Below are 18,356 nucleotides of genomic sequence, written 5' to 3'. Positions count from 1 at the left end.
CCCACTAATCCCTGGCTCCTGCATCTCCGCGCCCCTTCGCCCGCCGCCTGTTCAGCGGGGTTTCCAGGTATTTCCACGAGGCCATGGTCATCGCCCAGGTCAGCAGGCCGAAGCACGCCACGCGCAACGCGGCCTGTGGAACGCTGTCCGCGTAAGGCCCCATCCACAGGAAGGACAGGGTTTTGCCGAGGATGATGGGAGCAAGGTTGTGGTAGAGGTAGACCCCGTAGGACAGCAGGCCGACTTTCTGGAGGAAGGCGGTTTCCAGAAATCTCCCGGCGATGTTCTGCCAGCCAAGGGAGGCGGTGGCGATGACACCGCAGAGACCCACCGAGAGGATGGACGCATAGAACGGGCCGATGCGGTTCGGCGGCAGGCCGAAGCGGGGGCCGAACTCGAAGACGAGATACGCCCCGCAGCAGGTGACCATGAGGATTTTCCAGATCCGGCTGGAAAGCGGGAAGCCGCGGTGGATGAGCAGTGCCATCAGCCCGCCGATCCCGAAAAAGTCGAGCACGCCCCAGCTGATTTTCCCGGGCCAGACGAAGGGCGGCATGAACAGGTGTTCGAAATACCGGGAGAGCGGCGCAATGCCCGCGAAGAGGATCATCGCCAGCGGCAGGAAGCGCTTTGGCGTCAGCCAGATCACCGCCGGCCAGAAAAGGTAAAACTGCTGCTGGATCGCGATGGACCAGAAATGGGAGGTGCCGGGCGGCCACTCGCCGATCAGGGCGATGTGGAAGTTGGTCAGGTAAAGCAAATACCAATGAAGGTGCGGCCAGAGCTTCGGGGCGAGGAAAACGAAGATGATCCCGAGCGCGACGTAGTACGGCGCGATGATGCGCAGCCCCCGCCGCCACTGGAAATCCTTCCACGCCTGCCAGCGCCATTTCCCACCCTTGGCCTCCGCCCGGTCCCGGACGCGCAGCAGGGAGCCGGTAATGAAATACCCTGTGAGAACGAGGAAAAAATACAGCCCGATCTCGTAAGGCAGGCCGAAATTCCATGCCTCCGGGACCCAATGATCCCAGCAGATTCCCAGCATCGCGAGGGCACGGAGGCCGTCGAGCTGGATGGCGCGGGATTGCGGGGCGGCGGACATGGCGGGCCGCAGGTTGCCGGGATTCAGCGGCCCCGTCAATCGGGCTGCGAACGGGGCGGCTGATTTGACTTCCTCTGCCGCATTTGTGAGATTTCCCGCCCAAAGGCATATCACATCGAGATGGAGAAAGACGAAATCAACCGGCTGATCAAAGCTGTGAGATCCGGGAAAGCCCGTGATTTTTCGCAGCTCGTCCGCGAGTTCGGCCTGCAGGTGCGCGCTTTCGTCCATTCCCGTGTCCAGAACAGGGCGGATGCGGAGGATATCGCCCAGCAGGTTTTCATCTCCGCCTACAAGGGGCTGGATAAGTTCGATACATCAAAATCCTTCGAGGCATGGCTTATCGGGATTGCGAAAAACCGGGTGCTCATGCATTTCCGCACCAGCGACCGCCGCCAATCCGCCCACGAGCGCTTCCGCGAGGAATGCCTCACCCGCATCGGGGCAGACCTCGATGAGGTGGAAGAGACCCGCACGGCGGAGCGCATCGCCGCTCTGATGGATTGCGTGGAGAAGCTGCCGGAGCGGATGCGCCGGGTCGTCCGCGCCCGTCTCAGGGGCGAGGCGGGACAAGCGATCGCGGACACGCTCAACATCACCCGCAACGCCCTCTACATGATCAGCCTGCGCGCCAACAACAACCTCAGGGACTGCGTCGCCCAACGCCTGCCATGACATCCGAAGAGACACTTCTGGGGCTACTTGGCGCTTGGCTCGATGGCGATGCGCCGGAGGCGGAAATGGCGGAAATGCTCGCCGCCCTGGATGCAGACCCGGAGCTGCGCCGCGAGTTCGCCGCACAGCTTGCCATCAACGGTGCGCTCTCCGCCGCTGCAGAGCCGGAGCCGCGCTGGATGGATGTTTTCGGGGAGTTCGCGGATGCTCAGGCCGAAGAGGGCGACTTCGAGGGAGAAACCATGGCGCGGATCCAGGGGAATGGAGGGCGCCCGCATTTCTCCAAGGGGAGAATCATCCGCTACGTGGCCCTCGGGATTGCCGCCTCCGTCGCGCTGGTGGTTTCCCTACATCTTTCCAGGCCAATCCCGCCGCGCCCGCCCACCGTGGCGCATGCACTCCCGCAAGCCCCACATCCCATCGCGGTCGTCACCGGCTCCGAAGGACGCACGCCAGCGGACGCTGCCATGCACGATGGCTCCTTCCTCCCCTCCGGGAAAATCGCCCAGGAAAACGGCTGGCTCGGCATCCAGACGCTTACCGGCGTCTCCATCACCTTCACCGCGCCTTTCAGGGCGACCATCGTCAGCCCGAACAGGGTCTTTGTGGAAAAGGGGCAAGCCCGCGTACTCGTCCCGGAAGGGGCCGAGGGTTTCGTGATGGAGTCCCGCGCCTTCGAAGTGCTCGATCTCGGCACCGAATTCGTCACCACCGTCAACGCGGACGGCACCGGCAGTTGCCGCGTGTTCGAGGGCATGGCCGATGTCTCCTTCCTCAACGGCCTCCGCCAGACCTCCGCCACCCACCGCGTGAACGCCGGGGAATCCGTGAGAATCTCACCCTCCCAGCGCAGCATGGAACCTCTCGCTGACAAGGCGACCGACTACCTGGAACTCAAAGTCCCGCCCAAGCCCATCCTCGCACTCAAGCCTTCCTACCCCACCGACGTACTCGCCCTCGGCCCAACCGATTACTGGCGGTTCTCCTGCATGAAGGGCCAAAAGGTCGAAAACGAGATCCACGGCCGCCCGGAGATCATCGCTTTCGGAGATGTCTCCATCGATACCGAAACCGGAGGCAATCACTCCGGCCGCCTGAAATACCAGAAAAACAACGGCGCCTTTGTCACCGCCGAAACGACACCACGCAGCCTCGGCGGAGATTTCACCGTGGCCATGTTCGTCCAGCTCGACTGGCTGCAGAACTACACGCTCTTCGCCAGCAGCCGCTGGACTGAGGATCCCGCCCAGCCGCGCGGCAACCAGCTCCTTTTCAAGGCCTACGCCTCCTTCGAGCAATCCGGCCTCCAAGGCACCGGCCTCTATGCAGTGTTCCGCGACAAGCCAGCATGGGACGGCGGCACCGAGATTTTCGGGAACCGCCTGATGCGCCCGAAATTCTGGCACCACGTAGCCCTTGCCCGAAATTCGGGCGAGGCCGTCCTTTACCTCGACGGGAACCCGGTCGCCCGCCAATGCATTCCCGCGATCCCCATCGACTTCGACCACCTCTACATCGGCCGCTCCGATTCCCCGCACCGCCCGCCCGAGTTCCTCGAACGCGGCCTGATCGGAAACATCGATGAGCTGGCCATTTTCGACCGCATGCTCTCCGAGGCGGAAATCGCAAGCCTCGCTGCCGGGCAAACGTCTCCGTGAGCGAGCCTTCGGAGCGGATAGATCGCCGCCCGTCGAAATGCGTTTTTCCCATCAAAAAAAATCGAGATCACCGTGAGATGCCATGAATCGCGGCATGCACAATTTGAGCGGAAATATGATGCTCCATCATGAACCGTGCGATCAAAAAAGAACCCTATGAAAACCCAATGAATCCGAAAACCCGATGAACCCGCATTTCGCCGCACTACTTGTCCCGTTTCTCGCCGCCAACCTCCACGCCAGCCAGCCGAATCTTGTCGTGATCCTTGCCGATGACCTCGGCTACCGGGACGTGGGCTTCAACGGCTGCAAGGACATCCCGACGCCGCACATCGACTCCATCGCCTCGGAGGGCGTGCGCTGCACCAGCGCCTACGTCACCTTCTCCGTCTGCGCGCCGAGCCGCGCCGGGCTGATGACCGGGCGCTACCCCCAGCGTTTCGGCTTCGAGCACAACACACGCTGGCTGCCGGGGGATCCCGGTGAAGGGATTGCCTTGAGCGAAACGACACTCGCCGACGCGCTTGGGAAGGCTGGCTATCACAGCGGCATCATCGGCAAATGGCACCTCGGCGCACACCCGGATCTCCTGCCGCTGAAGCGCGGCTTCGATGAGTTTTACGGCATCCCCGGCGGCGGCAGTCGCTACCTTGTCGGTGAACATACGATCAGCGATCCTGCCAAGGCGAAGAACGAGGCGGACAGCTACCGCCTCTGGATGCTGCGCGGCGACATTCCTGAGAAGCCGGGAAAATACCTCACCGACGCGTTTTCCGACGAAGCGGTCGGTTTCGTGAAACGAAACAAGGACAAGCCCTTCTTCCTCTACCTCGCCTACAACGCCCCCCACGGCCCGCTGCAGGCGACGGAGAAATACCTCAACCGGTTCAAGGGCATCGCGGATCCGAAGCGCCGAACCTACGCGGCGATGGTCAGCGCGTTGGACGACGGCGTTGGCCGTCTTCTCGCCGAGATCAAGGCAAACGGCCTGGAGGAGGACACCATCGTTTTCTTCCTCTCCGACAACGGCGGCCCGACCGAAAACGCCTCCAACAACTTTCCCCTGCGAGGGCACAAATCCAGTGTCTGGGAAGGGGGCTTCCGCGTCCCCTTCGCGGTGAAATGGCCGTCAAAACTGCCCAAGGGGAAAACCTATGGGAAACCCGTCTCCTCCCTCGATATCTTCGCCACCATCGCCGCCGCATCCGGTGCCAAGGCAGATCCCTCACGCCCGCTCGACGGCGTCGATCTCGTGCCCTTCCTGACCGGCAAGGAAACCGCCCCGGCGCACGACACGATCTACCTGCGCAAGATCCAGCAACATGCCTTCGCCGTTCGCGGTGGTGCCCACAAGCTCGTGATTCCGGCCAAGGGCGAGAAGCCCCTGCTGTTCGACCTCGACAAGGACATCGGGGAAAAGGAAGACATCTCGGGCTCCGAGCCGACCATTCTCGCCGATCTGGAGAAGCGCCGTGCCGCCTGGAACAGCGGGCTGACCGATCCGGTGTTCGGCCCCGGCATCACCGGGCCGCCGGCCGAAAAGCCGAAGTGGAAAAAGAAGAAGTGACCTGGGAATGAAAAAGGCGGGCTGCGTTCGCACACAGCCCGCCGGTGAAATCCATTGAAGAAGCCGCCTGGAAGCGCGGCTTCCCGTTAGATGCCCTTCTTGACAACGTCGTCAAGGAGGTCGATGACGCGGTTGGAGTAGCCCCACTCGTTGTCATACCAGCTGATGAGCTTGAAGAAGGTGCTGTTGAGCTCGATGGAGGAGCCTGCGTCGAAGATCGAGGAATGCGCGTCGTGGATGAAGTCGGTGGAAACCACCTCGTCGTCCGTGTAGGCGAGGATGCCCTTGAGGTAGGTCTCGGACGCCTTCTTGAGAGCTGCCTTGATCTCGGCGAGGGAGGTTTCCTTCACGGTCTTCACCGTGAGGTCGACTGCGGAGACGGTCGGGGTCGGGACGCGGAACGCCATGCCGGTGAGCTTGCCTTTCACTTCCGGGCAAACGAGTGCGACAGCCTTGGCGGCTCCGGTGGTGGAAGGGATGATGTTGATCGCAGCGGAGCGTCCGCCTTTCCAATTCTTTCTTGGACGGCCGTCCACGGTCTTCTGTGTGGCGGTGTAGGAGTGGACCGTGGTCATCAGGCCTTCGGCGATTCCGAAACCTTCCTTGAGGAGGACGTGCACGATTGGGGCGAGGCAGTTGGTGGTGCAGCTCGCGTTGGAGATGATGTGGTGCTTCGCTGGATCGTAGAGGTGGTCGTTGACGCCCTGGACGAAGGTGCCGTCCTCGCCTTGCGCGGGAGCGGAGATGATGACTTTTTTCGCTCCGGCGGTGATGTGGCCCTGTGCTTTTTCAGCGGCGGTGAAGAGGCCGGTGGACTCGATGACGACATCGACGCCGAGCTCTTTCCATGGCAGGCCGTCCGGAGTGCGGGCGGAGACGACCTTGATCTCGTGGCCGTTGACCACGATGATGTCGTCTTCCTCAAGCTCAGGGGAGGATTTCTTGGAGGAGACCTCACCGGCGAACTTGCCTTGGGTGGAGTCGTATTTGAGGAGGTAGGCGAGGTTGTCGGCCGGGACGATGTCACCGACTGCGGCGACTTTGAATGTGGTGCCGAGGTGGCCTTGCTCGACGAGTGCCCGGAAGACAAGGCGTCCGATGCGGCCGAATCCGTTGATTGCGATGGTTGTCATATGTTTGCTTGGTTGGCCGCAGACGGCGTTTCCGGGCGCGGCGGCGGGATTGTGCATGCTACGGGTAAGCCGTCAACCCCACTCTGGCGGTGCGGGAACCCCCAAAATCCCGACAATTACGAAGAAAAGATCACTTTGAAGGCATGGTCTTCCGCAATGATGCGGGAGCGCAGGCCGAGGGCGGCCAGATGCGCCTCGTAGGGTAGCTGGCGGTTCGCGACGAGATGGATGGTGCCGCCGCGCTTCAGGGAGGCCGCCGCGGTTGTTAGAAAGGCCTTGCCGAGATCCACATCCTTGGACTGGCCGGTGTGGAAGGGCGGGTTCATGAGGATGTGGTCGTATTTCCCCGGGATGCCGGTGGTGACATCGTGCCAATGGAAAGAGGCCTTCCCCCGGACATTCTTCCGGGCGCAGGCGAGGGCGCGGGCATCGGCCTCGTATAGGTCTATGCGGGATATCTTCGGGGCTTTTTCCAAGGCCATCGTGCTGAGGTAGCCCCACCCGGCACCGAGATCCGCGATGCAGCCATAGAGGGATGGCGGCAGTTTTTCCGCGAGCAGAAGGGAGCCTGGATCGATGTGCTCCGCGCTGAAAACACCCGGGGCGGTGATGAAATCCGTGCCTGGGATGGCGCGGGGATGGGAGAGTTCCCGCCATTCCGCGAGCGCGCCGGAGTCCCACGGGGTTTCGTTGCCGATGGCAAAGGCGCGGCACTTGTTTTTGGAAACGGTGAAGAGCAGTGGCGCGGCACGGGAGAGCTCTTTCTCGAAGCGGGATGCTCCGGCGGTGTTTGCCAAGCCCACGATCAGCCTGCCGCCCGGCGCAAGCAAGCCATGGGCGCGTGCGAAACCGGCCAGGACTTCGGCTTTCGATTTCCCCGGCAGGAAAAGCACGTAGGGGAATTGCCCGCGAGGCTCATCCGTGAGGGACATCCCCGCCGCCGTGCACGCATCCGCAAGCGGCTTGAGCGGCTGCCATGCGGTGAGATCGGGAAGATCCGGATGCGGCTCCGCACCGAGGAAAAGCACGGCGCCCGGTGCGGCGGGATGCTCCCGCAGCGCGAGGGCGATTGTTTCGAGGGCGGGGTTCATCGGCTTTTGGGTGAGGGGAGGATCACCGCTTTTGTTTCACGGGGCTAGCTTGAATGCAGGCACGTAAGGTTTCCACCGAACCCGGCCTAAGAATACTAAAGCGGTGATCCTCCCAGCACTCAAAAGGCTGTCGCCCTCACACCAGTTTCCTCAGCTCCGCCTCGATGATTTTCTCACATTCCTCGATCTGTTTCACACGGCGGGTCTTCGCCTCCTCGGCGAGCTGCTCCAGCGCATCGATGTCGTAGAGATATACTTCCTCGATCTCGCCCGCGGAGTGCTCGATGTCGCGCGGTACGGCGATATCAATCAGGAAAAGCGGCCTGAATTTCCGCGCCCGCCGCACCGACTCGATCTCATGTGAGTGGATGATCGTATGCGGGGCACCTGTCGATGAGATGACGACATCGACGTTTTTCAAAACGTCCAGCCAGTCGTCGAAGCGCACGGCACGGCCCTTCATCTCCGCCGCCAGCTCGACGGCGCGGTCATGCGTCCGGTTGGCTACGATGACCGACTTCGCGCCGCGCGAGACGAGCGCCTGCGCCGTCAGCCGGCTCATCTCGCCCGCCCCGAGCACCATCACCTCGCTGTCCTTGAGGTGGCCGAAAATCTTTTCCGCAAGCTCCACCGCCACGTTGCCGATCGAGGTCGAGCCCTCCTGGATCGAGGTCTGGGTGCGGACTTTTTTCCCCACGCTGAACACCTTCTGGAAAAGCCTGTTGAGCACCGGGCCGGTGGCTTTGGCTTCATGCGCGGCATGGTAGGCCTGCTTCACCTGGCCGAAGATTTCCGTCTCCCCGAGCAACATCGAGTCCAGCCCGCTGACCACCTTGCAGAGGTGCCGCGCGGCCTCCGCTTTCTCGTGGCGGTAGAACGGTTCCTCGTGGCCGTGCACCTTTTCCGCAAGGCACAGTTCAAGGCGCTTCATCGCTTCCGACGCATCATTGGCCGCAAGGTAAAACTCCGTCCGGTTGCAGGTCGATATGACGACTCCCTCCGGCGCTCCGGCCATTTCCAGCAGGTTCCGCGAAGCTTCGCCAAGCCGTGTCGTGCCAACGGCGAAGCGCTCGCGCACCTCAACCGGTGCCGTCTTGTGATTCAATCCCAGGCAGACGAGTTCCATCAGACAAAAGCGAATACCCCGAGTGAAAGGACGAAAAGGGCGACCGCGCCCAGTGCAAACCTGCGCCCGGTGATGCCCCGCACCCGTTTCACCGCCATCAGCGCGACGTAGGCTGCCCATACCCCGCTTGCGACAAACACATGTTTCCATGCGCCGCCTGTCTCGTGCGGCATCATGATCCCGGCGATGAGCCCGATGGTGAGCAGCGCCATGCCCAGCCAGAGCAGCCGCTCCAGGGAAACCAAGAGATCGCGCACCGGAGGCAGGAACCGGAACAGCCCGCCCTTGAGGTGGTGCTCCTTGAGCTGGTGGTCGAGCACCAGGAACATCACCCCGGCCACCGCCGCCAGGGCCAGCGCACCGTAGGCGAGAACCGACATCGCCGAATGTGTTTCACCCCATGCCGTCGTTCCCAAAACCCTCGCCGGGGATGGGTCGAGCTTCCCCGGGATCAGCGCGAATCCCTGGAAAAGCGCCACCGCAGGCGCTGTGAAAACCCCCAGCAGGGAAATCCGGAATGCAGGCCCGATGAGGAGGTAGAAAAGCGTCAGCGACCAAGCGAGGAAAACAGAGATCTCCGCGATGCTGCGCAGCGGGCAGGCGCCCCTCATTTCACCGCGCACCGAGAGATAGCCGAGCTGGCAGAGCAGCACGCCTATCATCCACCAGACCGTCCAGGGGCTCTTGCGGCCATGCCCCAAAACCAGCAGCCCGCGCACCCCCGCCATGGCGGCGAGGACGGTTGCAGCGATCAGGAACCAGCGATCCATGCCCCTTCCATCGCCCCTATCGGCTGCTCATGCAAGCCCGGAGCGTGGCGGCGATCCAGAAGGAGCGATAGCGACATGCAATGGCGCGCTGCCATACCGGATGGCCCAGGGCAAATTTCATCCCCCATGCCTTGCGACGGTTACATTTCGGCAGGGCGGATGAAATCCGCCGCCATTCACGGTGCCTCCGCAAAAGGGCTTGCGCTGTTGCGGCGGTGCACTTCGCCGGAGCTCCATCTCCATGGATCCACGCCCTTTTGCGTAAACACGGCAATGCCGATGACGCCGATATTCCGGGTGTCGCCGTGCCTGAGGTTCGCGTAGGAGTCGGAGACGCCGGAGAACTCGAAGGCAGCCACCCTGTGTCGGCTGGTGCGGAAACCACCTATCTCCACTGCTTCGCCCGGATCAATGATATAGCCGCGCTTGGAAAAGGATGCCGTTTTCCCGTCCATGACATCCAGCCCGTCCACGCTCGCGACGATTTCCAGCGAGCTTTTGCAACGGTTTTTCACCACGATGGTATAGCTGCTGCCCTTTTTCCCCGCGACGAGGCGGCGGCCATGACCGTATTCCTTGTAAGATGGCAGGTATCCGGAGCCACCCTTGATGCCCCACTCCACCATGCTCCCCGACGCTCTCTGCAGCGCACCGACCCGACTCTTGGAATTCGACATCGCATCGATGCCTTCGGGGGTGTTGTAGAAAATCACATCCGTTCCGGCTGGCTTTGAAGAGGCGCGCTCGAAGGAAACGTAGCCCATTTCCGACTTCTTCTCGTCGCCCCAGCCGGTGGCGAGGCCGGGGCGCCCGGGAACAGGCTTGTTCCATACGATCTTGCTTGCATCCGACTCACCGGCAAGCAAGTCGGCCGAGGGCAGGGGCGGCTGGAAATTCGGAGCACACGAATTCACGACGATGGCGACAAACATCACCCCCAACACTGACAGCGGTTTCGGATTCATAGTGCTGGAAAAGCAGCATTTCGGAGCGGGGCTGTCAATTTTATTTGCGGTTTTTCCAGCATTTCGTAAGCTTCGCACGTGAAACGATTCGAGAGCGGCCAGCTCACCCGCCGCGAGAGGCAGGTGATGGACATCCTTTTCCGCAAGGGCAAATGCACGGCGGAGGAGGTGATGGAGGAGCTGCCGGATCCGCCGAGCTATTCGGCGGTGCGGGCGCTGCTGGCAACGCTGGAGCAGAAGGAACTGGTCACGCATTCGAAGGATTCGCGCCGCTACGTTTACAGCGCGGCTGTGCCGGAAAAGAAAGCGAAGCGGACGGCGCTCAAGCAGCTCATGGCCACGTTTTTCGAAGGCAGCCCGGAGAAGCTCGTCGCCTCCCTGCTCGATCCGCAGGACCAGAAACTTTCCAAGGACGAGATCGCGCGGATCAGGAAACTGATCGACGACGCCGGATGAACCTGACACAAACGCAACGGACATGATCGCGACCCTCGCCTTTTCCCTGATCGCCGCCGGGCTGGTGCTGCTGGCCGGGCGGAGGGACGCCGCGCGCGATCCGCGGCTCACCCTGTTCCTGCTGATCCTCATGGCGCTCCTGCCCGTGATGGCGGCGTCCCTGCCGAAAGTCGGCCTGCTGCCCGCTGCGAACCCATCTGTGGCACATTTCCCTTGGGGAAAAATTCTCATCGCAGTCTGGGTGGCCGGATCCGCGATCTTTCTCGCGAGACTAGCGATCGCGGCGGCGGGACTCGCCCGTTGGCGGAACCGTTCCGTCATGGTGGATGTGATCGATGGGGTGCAGATCCTTGAGGTCGACGGCCTGCGCGGCCCGGTGGCTTCGGGAGTGCTCCGCAAGGCGGTGTTCGTGCCGCAGGGCTGGGCTGATTGGAACGCATCGGAGCGCGGCATCGTGCTGCGCCACGAGCTTTCCCACCACGAACGCCGCGATCCCCTGTGGAGGCTCTGCGCAGAGCTCGCCCGTGCCGCCCTATGGTGGAACCCGCTGGCGCACTGGATGGCGAACCGTTTCCATCTACAGTGCGAGTTCGCCTGCGACGAGGCGGTCGTCCGCGAAGGCACGGACGCCAAAACCTACGCCCGCCTGCTCTGCGGCGTGGCGGACAAACAGCTTCACGCGCCGCTCGCGCTCGCGATGGCGAACCCGTCTTCGCTTCAGCGCCGGGTCGTGCGGATGCTCACGCCATGCCCGCGTTCCGGGATCTTCGCGCTCGCGATCCTCGGCACACTCGGCGCCGGAGCCGCCTTCGCGCTTTCCGTGGCAGGCCCAAAGGCGTTCCCCGCCTCGGAGGTCGAGCTCCGCCTCAGTGCGGATCCCTTCCCTGGGGAAAAGTGGGCGCGAAGCTTTTGAATGCGGTGGCATCACCGCTTTTCATTCACGCGATGTGCGGCAAGCGGTGTTCGTGTGCCTGATGATGGATAACGGAATAAGAATACAAAAGCGGCGGCGGATCAAAGCTGCACCCGCTCCAGCCACTTCTCGCGGCGGAACCATGTTTCCTGGCGCTTCGCATACTGGCGGGTGGCGAAGATGATGAGCTCCTCGCATTCGCTTTCGGAAATCTCCCCGGCAAGGAGGCGCCGGATCTCCTTCACGCCGATCGCTTTCTCCCAGCTCCCGCTAACCCCTCCGAGCGCGGCGACCTCGCCGATGGCCCCTCCGGAAAGCATCTGTCGTGTTCGCAGTGCGATCCTGCTGTGCAGATCCTCGCGGCTGCGGATCAGCCATTCGCCTTTCAGGCCGGATTCGATTTGCCGTGTTTTCTCCACCCAGCTGTCGCGGAGTTCGGAAACCTTTTTTCCGCTCAGCAGACAGATCTCCAGCGCCCGTGAAACATAGCGCGGGTTGTGCCGGTCCACCTGTGCGGCTTCCACGGGATCCAGCCTTTCCAGCTCTTCGAAAATCTCCTCCAACGGCCTTGCATCAAGCTCCTCGCGCAACGCCTTGTCGCCGCGCGGCAGCGGCGAGGCTCCGTGGGTGAGGAATTTCAGATACAGCCCGGAGCCACCTACTACGATTGCAGTTTTCCCACGGGCATGGATTGCGGAAACCACCCCGGCGGCCATCTCCGCGTAGCGCCCCGCATCGCAGCTTGCCCCCGCCCCAAGGACTCCGAAGAGGTGATGGGGCGCCTGCGACCGTTCCTCCGCCGAGGGAGCTGCGCCAAGCACTTCGATCCCACGGAAAAGCTGGAAGGCGTCGCCGTTGACGATCTCGCCGCCCAGTTCCCGGGCGAGCTGGAGCGCACGGGAGGTTTTCCCCACCGCCGTCGCGCCGCATACATATATGGTTTCCATCGGATGAAATCGGTTGGCGGCGTTCAGTGTTTTTTCCACGCCAGCACCACCGCCCCGGCGATGATCAGCGCCCCGCCCAGCATCTGCTGCAAGCCGATTTTCTCTTTCAGGAAAAGCGCCGCGAGCAAAAGCACGAACACCACGCTGAGCTTGTCCAAGGGCGCGACCTTCGCCGCCTCGCCTAGCTGAAGGGCGCGGAAGTAGCAGAGCCACGACAACCCGGTCGCCACACCGGAGAAGGCGAGGAACATCCATGCCCTGCCGGAAAAGCCCGCCATCTCCGAAGGCTTTGCGAGGGCGAACGCGATGCCCCAGACGATGAAGACGACCACCGTCGTCCGCACGGCCGTCGCCAGGTTCGAATCGATCCCCGCAACCCCGGCCTTGGCCAGCACCGCCGTGAGACCCGCGAAAAACGCCGACAGCAAAGACCAGTGCACCCAGTTCATGCCCGTATGATAAGCTTACGGTGACGGCTGCGATAGCGGGAAAAACGGTGGGTCAGGTCTCACCGCGCTCGTCCTTCTCGAGCTGGATGCGGTCGTCGAGGTTGCGCGCCTTGACCCGGTGGTTGCGCTTGAACCAGCGCTCGGTGGCCATCTGGCGCTTCTTCGCGCGCTTGCGCAAGGCCTCGATCTCGGTTTCGAGGTTCAGGAAAGACTCGTAGCGCGAGGGGTCTAGCAAACCTTTCTCCACTGCGGCCCGGATCGCGCAACCGGCATCCTTCTCATGGCTGCAGTCGGAAAATTTGCACTCGTCGGTGAGCCTCGCGATGTCCTCGAAGCTGCTGCGGAGCGTGAACTCATCCGTCCACATCTGGATCTCGCGCATCCCCGGATTGTCAATCAGCATGCCGCCGCTACCGAGCGGGACGAGCTCGCGGCAGGTGGTGGTGTGGCGACCCTTGCCGGTGGTCTCGTTCACCTCGCTCACCCATTGCCATTCCTCACCGTAAAGCTGGTTCACGAGAGTGGATTTCCCGACCCCGCTGGAACCTACGATGCACATCGTGATTCCCGGCGCGAGGTGGGAGAGTATCGCCTTCAAGCCCTCGCCCTTGAGCGCCGAGGTGATGTGGATGCTCGCGTCCGGGGACAGGGCGGAGATTTCCGAGGCCGCCCGCCTGAGCTCCGACTTGCTGAACAGGTCGGACTTGTTGAGCAGCACCACCGGCTTGGCACCGCTCTTGTGGATCAGCGTGAGATACCGCTCCATCCGGCGGAGATTGTAATCGGGTCCAGCGTCGGTGACGACCGTGACGATGTCGATGTTCGCGCCGATCACCTGGGCCTGGCTGCTGTTTCCCGGCATTTTTCGGGAGAACACGGTCCGGCGCGGGAGCTGTGCGCGGATGACATGCGGGTTGTCGTCGTTGCCCTCCTCGATCGCCACCCAATCGCCGACGGCGGGCAGGTCGGAATCCACTTCCGCCGCGTTCCAAAGCCGCCCGCAGAGTATGCAGTGGATCTCCTCGCCGCCGTCGAGGAAGGCGGAGAAATTGATCGATGTCTCACGGATCAGGCGTGCGGGAACCCAGCCCTTTTCGCGATAGGGCGCGAAGGCATCTTCGAGTTGAGTGGTCCAGCCGAGTTCCTTGAGGGTCATTCCGTGACGGGAATGTAGGGGAAGCCAGCGCCATGATCGAGAACTTCCCGCATGTCACCTTCAACGCCTCGGGAACCTTCTTGGGTCGGGATTCAAGCGGCCTTTTCTCTGGGGATCGGATGTCGCCGCGTCCTTGGAGAGCAGCGCATAGCGGTCGCTGCTCTCGGCCTTGCCGATCTCCACCTCGCCCTGGCTGCAAGTCACCTGCCATTCCTCGAGGCTTTCCTCGAATTTGCGTTTGCCCCACTCCACCTCGCTGAGCGTGATCTCCCCGAGATCGAGCGTGAGCTTCTCGTTCGGTTTCATCGCCGGAACCTTGACCGTGCCCAGCGATTCCCTGGCGATTCCCTCCTTGAACTCCCCCGCGCGCGAAATCAGGGCGTTTCCGGCCAGCACGGATTCAGCGACGGCTTTCCCGCTGGTGTTGAAGAGCGTGACCCGCAGGGTGATGGTTTTCTGGTTGTTGCGCACGGCTTTGCCGAACGAATCGCGATCCGTGCCAAGAACCTGTTTCTTGGCGGAAACCTGGAGCAAGGGCTTCGGGGTTTCCGTAGCCTTGGAGTTGGCGAGGAAAATCAGGCCGGTGGCGAAAAGGAGTGTGATCGTTTTCATGATACCCATGAAAACCCCGGTGGTGGCTTCCGGTTGCGCAGCCCTTCCCAAGCAGCCCACAATCCGCCGCATCCGCGTGCTTGTCCCGTCCTTGAGTCATTGCGCCCATTTGTCGTGGCATTCGCAGTCGAGATCGCGGGACAGGGCGGAGTCAGCGGCGGGCGGCTGCACGGAATCGATGGCCGCGTCCACCCGCTCCGCCACTTCCTTCTATGAAACCGGCGGCGAAATCCTCCACCCATTCCGGCGTGTGAAATGTCAGCGCGAAGAAGAAGGCAAAGATCGCGGTGCCGGTGGCTCCGATGAAACCAAGGATGATTCTCTTAAAGCTGCGGTTCGCTCCATCAGCATCAGACTGGGGCTTTCCCAATGACGTAACAAGACACTTGTCAGCACCCAGTCATGGAAGACGCTTAGCCGAATAGCGGATTTGGAACGTCAAAGGCCATGCACCCCTGACCGGGAGCGCACTTTCGACTGTGCCTTGAAGGTTGAATGGTCATGATGGCTTGAACTCGCAGCGGGGCAGGCGTTAGGATCGACGCCTAGTCAGCCTATTCTTCGGGCTTCTCTACGGGTGCCGGTTTCTTTTACGCCTCCCTTCCGATCTCCGCAACCTTGCTGCCAATCATGGACAGCCAGGCCTTGACCATCTCCAGGGGAGGTCGGGGCGATCCCACCAGGCTCACTAGGAAATGTTCGCCATCGGTCCACGAATAGCCGTTATCGCCGATCATCCAGAGAGCTGTGCCATCTATCTCCCCTAATTTGTAGTCCTTTCCCTTCGTTGTCAGCGAATAAAACTTGAGCAAATCGTCCTTCTCCTCGAACCATTGCACGGAAGCCATGACCTCGACCCCGGGTTCATCTCCCTTCCATTTCATGAACATCAATCCGTTCAGTCCCGGAACGCGGTCGTTTTGCAGCATCGTAACGACTTCCCGAGAGTGGAACTTGAGATTCTCGCCGAAGTCCTTCTTAAGGACGATCTTCCCCATGGCTTTCTCAGCTTCTGGATGCGGGGCCGGCTTGCCTTGTTGCGCGGATGCGTCAGGTGAAAACAGCACCGCGAGGGTACCAAGGATGGTTAATAGTCTTGTTTGCATTTTCGGATATTTGGTGGGAGTTCTGAGGCTAACGTCGAAGTCCTCTCACAACTGCCCGGGGGCAAGGCTTCGACTGTGGGTTGAGGGTTGAATGGTCATGGCGGATTGAACTCGCGGCGGGGCAGGTGTTGAGAGCGACGCCTTGTTAGGCTTACTTGATGTGCCGAATCGCTGCGCACACTAGCGGAATTATGGACGCAATCACAGTCAGAAAGCAAAAAATCATCATGCCCATATTGGCGTCCGTAGCCTTGTCGGGCATACCATGAGCGATCCAGTCTTCATACATCATTATGTAACCTTGGCTGAAAATCCAAATCGGAAAGATTATCGAACCGCATGAAAGTATCGCAACCGGTGCTCCGAACAGCCTCCAAATCTTCGTAATAACCTCTGGTCTCCGACCTCTAAACGACGCGAATAAAAGGCTGGAAGATCCGATCAGAAGAATCGCAGGAAAAAAGAAGAACATCGGCAATGAAGTTCCTGTGTTCAACGTGTCTTTGTTCACTGCGTAGCTGACATAACCAAAGAAGATCGAATATGCCGCAAAAAGCGTGAGAACTCCTCCTGTGATGCGACCGTGCATATTTTTAGCCTAACGATTTAGTCCTCCGAACCGCGAACGGAGGATGCTGGATTCAAATAAGGTGGCAATGAGCGGCTCGGAGCGATGGCTTGTTCGGCTTCTTGAGTTTCGTTTTGAACATCAGTCATTCGCTGGCGGATCCATTCCGAAAGCGCTTTGTTAATCTTATCCTTCCAAATAGGAGAATCTGAAGGAGCGAAAGTCTCGACTTGATATCCCGAAACCTTAGGGATCACCACTACGAAATGGTCAAGCCTGGCGACCTCATGCACCAGTTCGTCGATCTTCTGTGGTAATTCGAAATTCACCATCGTGAAGGCCTCTTTTGGAAAGTTGCCGCTTCCGCCGGTTATTGAGAGGGAAGAGTGTCCTCTTCTAAACGAGCGATCAGTGGGGTAATCAGTGGAGTGACGCCCTACCCACCATCCTGCGCACAACCCAATCAGCAAGGCGAGTGTGATGGTAAGAGATTTTTTCATTTCTTTGGCGTCCGTCTAAGGAATGGCGGCGCCGAGGTCAACTTCCATTTTGATCAGACGGCTTCCTCGGCGTCGCCATCTGCGACTTGTTCTGCTTGGTTTAATCTCCATCCACCCTCAAACGTTAAGGCAAAAATAATTGAAATAGGGAACGGATCACTTCGCCCCTCCTTCCCTAAATGGCCTTCTGTATAAATAGACTACTCGAAAATTCTTATCGAGTTGAAAGAACGGCTCTCGTTCAGGCTGTAGTATTCTGAAACTGCCATTATCGAATCCCACTATTCTGTTCCGATTCGCAACGACTTTGCCACGCTCGTCCAACTGAACAAAATACGCTCTATACACATCTTTAGATGCCGGGGGTCGAGAAGCCAAGAAATCCGATACTGAGATTCTCTTCAAAGACTTCATCCTAAGGATGCTTCCAACATCTATTACTTCGGTAGTCTGATTCTCCTTCCATGGGAACTCCGCACCATTGGCCAGTGAAAGAAGGACCATAGAAGTAACCAAGGAAATTGTAATTTTCATAGTTTTGTAGCAGACGTTATGGAATGGCGTCGCCGGTGTGAAGCTCAAATTCAATCAGACGGCTTCCTCGGCGTCGCCATCTCCGCCTTGTCGACTCTTTTCTGCTTATTCCAATCAGGATGCTTGGATTTGTAAATTTCGCTGACTTTGGACATCACAGACCTTAGGTCTGTGCCACGCTCTGGAGGATGCTTGTCTAGAAAGTCCTTAATCTCGTCCACCATTGAGTAACGCGCCGATTCATCGTTAAGTCCCATTCCATCTACGTAGCCTTCAATGTACGTTTTAACGTATCTTGCATCTCTCAGTTCTCTTTCCGAATAAGGTGTTGTTCTTTCCCTTAACTGGAGCTCGATAGTGACACCCTTGTAGAGCCTCGCCACGGCCATACTGTCGGCGATCGAAGCCAACAACTGGCTTGATGTGGACAGCATGAGGCCTAGCACTAGAAATTTGAGTTTAAAGCACAACAGCGGTGTTGGTTTTTTGTGTTTCATGTTTTGTGGCGAACAGTTCTATTGAACGACCGGTCGGGTTTGGGGGGTGATACACGACCGGTCGTGTATCAGGTGCAAAGGCGACCCGGCTGTACGTAGTTCTTCCAACGTATTCATGACGCATTTTTAGAAGTTCTTCCGCCGCGAGCCAAGAAGGAACTTTGAGATTTCCTGAATCCTAGGTCATCCCCCGGCCGACATGTCTGTTTCGGGTGGATGAAAGGAAGGGGAAACGCGGAGGGGCTGACGCACCGCGATCAAACCAGGGATCGAAAACCCGATAAGATTGCGGTTTTTTACCCCAGAGGACACGGAGCCAATCCTTCGGGATCTGGGTTTGCCACATAGATCTCTGTGTTCTCCGCGTTCTCCGTGGTGGGTATTTGACCTGATCAAGCTCGATTCGCGGTTTCCTGTGAGAGTTCGAGCTTGGATTTTCGCTGATCGTAAAATGCATGGCTTCGTGAATTCGTTCAAGGAGCGGCGTATCGGAATCCGCCGATGCCCATGGAAAGCCGATGATCCGTGCGT

General features: G+C 60.2%; 19 protein-coding genes. 6 read left to right on the top strand and 13 right to left on the bottom strand.

All coding sequences use genetic code 11. From position 1 onward, the window contains the following. Window positions 1-4 precede the first annotated feature (4 nt). A complete protein-coding gene (locus HZ994_13540; GenBank protein QTN33292.1) occupies window positions 5-1,102 on the bottom strand; it encodes an acyltransferase in 1,098 nt (365 codons plus the stop codon). 120 nt (window positions 1,103-1,222) lie between these two features. Between HZ994_13540 and HZ994_13535 the strand changes: the two genes are divergently transcribed. The 3 genes from HZ994_13535 (at window position 1,223) to HZ994_13525 (ending at window position 5,002) form a co-directional block, all read left to right on the top strand. Beyond that, window positions 1,223-1,777, top strand: coding sequence for a sigma-70 family RNA polymerase sigma factor (locus tag HZ994_13535; GenBank protein ID QTN33291.1), 555 nt, complete (start codon window positions 1,223-1,225; stop codon window positions 1,775-1,777). Then, window positions 1,774-3,435 (top strand): hypothetical protein, encoded by a 1,662-nt coding sequence (locus HZ994_13530; GenBank protein QTN33290.1) that lies wholly within the window; start codon window positions 1,774-1,776, stop codon window positions 3,433-3,435. The genes HZ994_13535 and HZ994_13530 overlap by 4 nt, the downstream gene beginning before the upstream one ends. 184 nt (window positions 3,436-3,619) lie before the next feature. Further along, window positions 3,620-5,002, top strand: a complete 1,383-nt coding sequence (locus HZ994_13525) for a sulfatase-like hydrolase/transferase (protein QTN33289.1) — start codon at window positions 3,620-3,622, stop codon at window positions 5,000-5,002. Between the two features lie 86 nt (window positions 5,003-5,088). Here the strand turns inward: HZ994_13525 and gap are convergent, their stop codons facing one another. From gap to HZ994_13500, 5 genes are all read right to left on the bottom strand, one after another. After that, window positions 5,089-6,135 (bottom strand): type I glyceraldehyde-3-phosphate dehydrogenase, encoded by a 1,047-nt coding sequence (gene gap / locus HZ994_13520; GenBank protein QTN33288.1) that lies wholly within the window; start codon window positions 6,133-6,135, stop codon window positions 5,089-5,091. A gap of 116 nt (window positions 6,136-6,251) precedes the next feature. Beyond that, window positions 6,252-7,226, bottom strand: coding sequence for a class I SAM-dependent methyltransferase (locus tag HZ994_13515; GenBank protein ID QTN33287.1), 975 nt, complete (start codon window positions 7,224-7,226; stop codon window positions 6,252-6,254). 136 nt (window positions 7,227-7,362) lie between these two features. Continuing rightward, window positions 7,363-8,352: a glutamyl-tRNA reductase gene (locus tag HZ994_13510; GenBank protein QTN33286.1), complete on the bottom strand. Its 990-nt coding sequence runs from the start codon at window positions 8,350-8,352 to the stop codon at window positions 7,363-7,365. After that, window positions 8,352-9,122 (bottom strand): cytochrome c biogenesis protein CcsA, encoded by a 771-nt coding sequence (ccsA, locus tag HZ994_13505; protein QTN33285.1) that lies wholly within the window; start codon window positions 9,120-9,122, stop codon window positions 8,352-8,354. The genes HZ994_13510 and ccsA overlap by 1 nt, the downstream gene beginning before the upstream one ends. Window positions 9,123-9,298: 176 nt before the next feature. Continuing rightward, window positions 9,299-10,087 carry a hypothetical protein gene (locus HZ994_13500; GenBank protein QTN33284.1) on the bottom strand — a complete coding sequence of 263 codons (789 nt, stop codon included), beginning with the start codon at window positions 10,085-10,087 and terminating at the stop codon, window positions 9,299-9,301. Between the two features lie 126 nt (window positions 10,088-10,213). Between HZ994_13500 and HZ994_13495 the strand changes: the two genes are divergently transcribed. Both HZ994_13495 and HZ994_13490 read left to right on the top strand, forming a co-directional pair. Then, the gene (locus HZ994_13495; GenBank protein QTN34401.1) at window positions 10,214-10,543 is read left to right on the top strand and encodes a BlaI/MecI/CopY family transcriptional regulator; all 330 of its coding nucleotides are present in this window, start codon (window positions 10,214-10,216) and stop codon (window positions 10,541-10,543) included. A 22-nt stretch (window positions 10,544-10,565) separates the two neighbouring features. After that, window positions 10,566-11,456 carry a M56 family metallopeptidase gene (locus HZ994_13490; protein ID QTN33283.1) on the top strand — a complete coding sequence of 297 codons (891 nt, stop codon included), beginning with the start codon at window positions 10,566-10,568 and terminating at the stop codon, window positions 11,454-11,456. A 101-nt stretch (window positions 11,457-11,557) separates the two neighbouring features. Here the strand turns inward: HZ994_13490 and miaA are convergent, their stop codons facing one another. The 4 genes from miaA to HZ994_13470 are packed head-to-tail and all read right to left on the bottom strand — an operon-like array spanning window position 11,558 to window position 14,620. Beyond that, entirely contained in the window at window positions 11,558-12,403 is an 846-nt protein-coding gene (gene miaA, locus HZ994_13485) for a tRNA (adenosine(37)-N6)-dimethylallyltransferase MiaA (protein QTN33282.1), read from the bottom strand. 23 nt (window positions 12,404-12,426) lie between these two features. After that, a complete protein-coding gene (locus HZ994_13480; GenBank protein QTN33281.1) occupies window positions 12,427-12,852 on the bottom strand; it encodes an EamA family transporter in 426 nt (141 codons plus the stop codon). Window positions 12,853-12,904: 52 nt separating this feature from the next. After that, complete coding sequence (rsgA, locus tag HZ994_13475; GenBank protein ID QTN33280.1) at window positions 12,905-14,008, bottom strand: ribosome small subunit-dependent GTPase A; 1,104 nt, start codon at window positions 14,006-14,008, stop codon at window positions 12,905-12,907. Window positions 14,009-14,068: 60 nt separating this feature from the next. After that, the gene (locus HZ994_13470) at window positions 14,069-14,620 is read right to left on the bottom strand and encodes a hypothetical protein (protein QTN33279.1); all 552 of its coding nucleotides are present in this window, start codon (window positions 14,618-14,620) and stop codon (window positions 14,069-14,071) included. 178 nt (window positions 14,621-14,798) lie between these two features. Between HZ994_13470 and HZ994_13465 the strand changes: the two genes are divergently transcribed. Continuing rightward, entirely contained in the window at window positions 14,799-14,993 is a 195-nt protein-coding gene (locus HZ994_13465) for a hypothetical protein (protein ID QTN33278.1), read from the top strand. A 217-nt stretch (window positions 14,994-15,210) separates the two neighbouring features. Here the strand turns inward: HZ994_13465 and HZ994_13460 are convergent, their stop codons facing one another. From HZ994_13460 to HZ994_13450, 3 genes are all read right to left on the bottom strand, one after another. Further along, a complete protein-coding gene (locus HZ994_13460; GenBank protein QTN33277.1) occupies window positions 15,211-15,726 on the bottom strand; it encodes a hypothetical protein in 516 nt (171 codons plus the stop codon). Between the two features lie 606 nt (window positions 15,727-16,332). Further along, a complete protein-coding gene (locus HZ994_13455) occupies window positions 16,333-16,794 on the bottom strand; it encodes a hypothetical protein (GenBank protein QTN33276.1) in 462 nt (153 codons plus the stop codon). Window positions 16,795-17,378: 584 nt separating this feature from the next. Then, window positions 17,379-17,825, bottom strand: a complete 447-nt coding sequence (locus HZ994_13450) for a hypothetical protein (protein QTN33275.1) — start codon at window positions 17,823-17,825, stop codon at window positions 17,379-17,381. Window positions 17,826-18,356: the final 531 nt, after the last annotated feature.

It is taken from the genome of Akkermansiaceae bacterium (assembly GCA_017798145.1).
GTDB lineage: Bacteria > Verrucomicrobiota > Verrucomicrobiia > Verrucomicrobiales > Akkermansiaceae > Luteolibacter.
This window is presented reverse-complemented; position numbering and strand designations above follow the sequence as displayed.

Bases quoted from the DNA above. Each gene is read 5' to 3' on its own strand.
- HZ994_13515 (QTN33287.1), bottom strand. From the start codon at position 7,226: ATGAACCCCGCCCTCGAAACAATCGCCCTCGCGCTGCGGGAGCATCCC.
- HZ994_13480 (QTN33281.1), bottom strand. From the start codon at position 12,852: ATGAACTGGGTGCACTGGTCTTTGCTGTCGGCGTTTTTCGCGGGTCTC.
- HZ994_13525 (QTN33289.1), top strand. From the start codon at position 3,620: ATGAACCCGCATTTCGCCGCACTACTTGTCCCGTTTCTCGCCGCCAAC.
- rsgA (QTN33280.1), bottom strand. From the start codon at position 14,008: ATGACCCTCAAGGAACTCGGCTGGACCACTCAACTCGAAGATGCCTTC.
- HZ994_13530 (QTN33290.1), top strand. From the start codon at position 1,774: ATGACATCCGAAGAGACACTTCTGGGGCTACTTGGCGCTTGGCTCGAT.
- HZ994_13460 (QTN33277.1), bottom strand. From the start codon at position 15,726: ATGCAAACAAGACTATTAACCATCCTTGGTACCCTCGCGGTGCTGTTT.
- HZ994_13455 (QTN33276.1), bottom strand. From the start codon at position 16,794: ATGAAAAAATCTCTTACCATCACACTCGCCTTGCTGATTGGGTTGTGC.
- miaA (QTN33282.1), bottom strand. From the start codon at position 12,403: ATGGAAACCATATATGTATGCGGCGCGACGGCGGTGGGGAAAACCTCC.
- HZ994_13490 (QTN33283.1), top strand. From the start codon at position 10,566: ATGATCGCGACCCTCGCCTTTTCCCTGATCGCCGCCGGGCTGGTGCTG.
- HZ994_13450 (QTN33275.1), bottom strand. From the start codon at position 17,825: ATGAAACACAAAAAACCAACACCGCTGTTGTGCTTTAAACTCAAATTT.
- HZ994_13495 (QTN34401.1), top strand. From the start codon at position 10,214: ATGGACATCCTTTTCCGCAAGGGCAAATGCACGGCGGAGGAGGTGATG.
- gap (QTN33288.1), bottom strand. From the start codon at position 6,135: ATGACAACCATCGCAATCAACGGATTCGGCCGCATCGGACGCCTTGTC.
- HZ994_13510 (QTN33286.1), bottom strand. From the start codon at position 8,352: ATGGAACTCGTCTGCCTGGGATTGAATCACAAGACGGCACCGGTTGAG.
- HZ994_13540 (QTN33292.1), bottom strand. From the start codon at position 1,102: ATGTCCGCCGCCCCGCAATCCCGCGCCATCCAGCTCGACGGCCTCCGT.
- HZ994_13470 (QTN33279.1), bottom strand. From the start codon at position 14,620: ATGAAAACGATCACACTCCTTTTCGCCACCGGCCTGATTTTCCTCGCC.
- HZ994_13465 (QTN33278.1), top strand. From the start codon at position 14,799: ATGGCCGCGTCCACCCGCTCCGCCACTTCCTTCTATGAAACCGGCGGC.
- ccsA (QTN33285.1), bottom strand. From the start codon at position 9,122: ATGGATCGCTGGTTCCTGATCGCTGCAACCGTCCTCGCCGCCATGGCG.
- HZ994_13500 (QTN33284.1), bottom strand. From the start codon at position 10,087: ATGAATCCGAAACCGCTGTCAGTGTTGGGGGTGATGTTTGTCGCCATC.
- HZ994_13535 (QTN33291.1), top strand. From the start codon at position 1,223: ATGGAGAAAGACGAAATCAACCGGCTGATCAAAGCTGTGAGATCCGGG.